The organism is Roseitranquillus sediminis (assembly GCF_016918935.1).
Lineage (GTDB): Bacteria > Pseudomonadota > Alphaproteobacteria > Rhodobacterales > Rhodobacteraceae > Roseitranquillus > Roseitranquillus sediminis.
In genome coordinates, this window is sequence record NZ_JAFFOB010000032.1 from 1 (window position 1) to 1704 (window position 1704).

The 1704-nt window shown below is 69.6% G+C and carries 1 protein-coding gene; it reads left to right on the plus strand.

Translation table 11 applies throughout. The features are described from left to right. Nucleotides 1-2 precede the first annotated feature (2 nt). On the plus strand, nucleotides 3-1703 hold the full coding sequence (locus JM664_RS18460; protein WP_227421411.1) for a bifunctional sulfate adenylyltransferase/adenylylsulfate kinase: 1701 nt from the start codon (nucleotides 3-5) through the stop codon (nucleotides 1701-1703). The last annotated feature ends 1 nt before the right edge of the window (nucleotide 1704 follow it).

A 1704-nucleotide genomic window follows, 5' to 3' on the forward strand; every position in this document is an offset into this window, starting at 1 on the left:
CCATGCAAGCCCACGCGCCGATCCCGGAGCTCTACGTGTCGTCGGAGAGCGCGCGGAAGCTGAAGGCGGAGGCGGCGGAGCTGCCATCGTGGGACCTGACGCCGCGGCAGGTGTGCGACCTCGAGCTCCTGATGAACGGCGGCTTCGCCCCGCTGAAGGGCTTTCTCGGACAGGCGGACTACGACTCGGTGGTCGAGGGGATGCGCCTCGCCGACGGCACGCTCTGGCCGATGCCGGTCACGCTCGACGTGAGCGAGAAGTTCGCCGAGGGCATAGAGCCCGGCCAGGACATCGCGCTGCGCGACGCCGAGGGCGTGATCCTCGCCATTCTCTCGGTCACCGACAAGTGGAGCCCCGACAAGGCGCACGAGGCCGAGGGGGTGTTCGGCGCCGACGACCGGGCCCACCCGGCGGTGCGCTACCTGCACGAGACCGCGGGACCGGTCTATCTGGGCGGCCCGGTCACCGGCATCCAGCCCCCGGTGCACTATGACTTCAAGGCGCGCCGCGACACGCCGAACGAGCTCCGCGCGCGGTTCCGCAAGCTCGGCTGGCACCGGGTGGTGGCGTTCCAGACCCGCAATCCGCTGCACCGCGCGCACCAGGAACTGACCTTCCGCGCCGCCCGCGAGACCCAGGCGAACCTCCTCATCCACCCGGTCGTCGGCATGACCAAGCCCGGCGACATCGACCACTTCACCCGCGTGCGCTGCTACGAGGCGGTGCTCGACCACTACCCGCACGCGACCACGACGATGAGCCTTCTCAACCTCGCCATGCGGATGGGCGGCCCGCGCGAGGCGGTCTGGCACGGGCTGATCCGCCGCAACCACGGCTGCACCCACATGATCGTCGGCCGCGACCATGCGGGCCCGGGCAAGAACAGCCAGGGCGAGGACTTCTACGGCCCCTACGACGCGCAGGAGCTCTTCCGGCAGTTCGAGGACGAGATCGGCGTCGAGATGGTGCCCTTCAAGCAGATGGTCTACGTGCAGGAGCGCGCGCAGTACGAGCCGCGCGACGAGGTCGAGGAAGGCGCCACCATCCTCGACATCTCCGGCACCGAGCTGCGCCGCCGCCTCGCCGAGGGGCTCGAGATCCCCGACTGGTTCTCGTTTCCCGCCGTGGTGTCGGAGCTGCGCCGCACCCGCCCCGCGCGCCACAGGCAGGGCTTCACGGTGTTCTTCACCGGCTTCTCGGGCTCGGGCAAGTCGACCATCGCCAACGCGCTGATGGTCAAGCTGATGGAGATGGGCGGCCGTCCGGTGACGCTGCTCGACGGCGACGTGGTGCGCAAGAACCTCTCCTCCGAGCTCGGCTTCTCCAAGGCGCACCGCGACATCAACATCCGCCGCATCGGCTTCGTGGCGAGCGAGATCACCAAGAACGGCGGCATCGCGATCTGCGCGCCCATCGCGCCCTACGCCGCCACCCGCCGCGCGGTGCGCGAGGAGATCGAGAGCTACGGCGCCTTCGTCGAGATCCACGTCGCGACCCCGCTCGAGGTCTGCGAGGCGCGCGACCGCAAGGGGCTCTACAAGCTCGCCCGCGCGGGCAAGATCGAGGAGTTCACCGGCATCTCCGACCCCTACGACGTGCCCGAGAACCCAGAGCTCAGGCTCGACACCGAGGGCCAGGAGGTCGACTACTGCGCCCATCAGGTCCTGCTCAAGCTCGAGCAGCTCGGCCTCGTCAGGGCATGAG

Coding starts and splice junctions, on each gene's coding strand:
- JM664_RS18460 (WP_227421411.1), top strand. CDS start 3: ATGCAAGCCCACGCGCCGATCCCGGAGCTCTACGTGTCGTCGGAGAGC.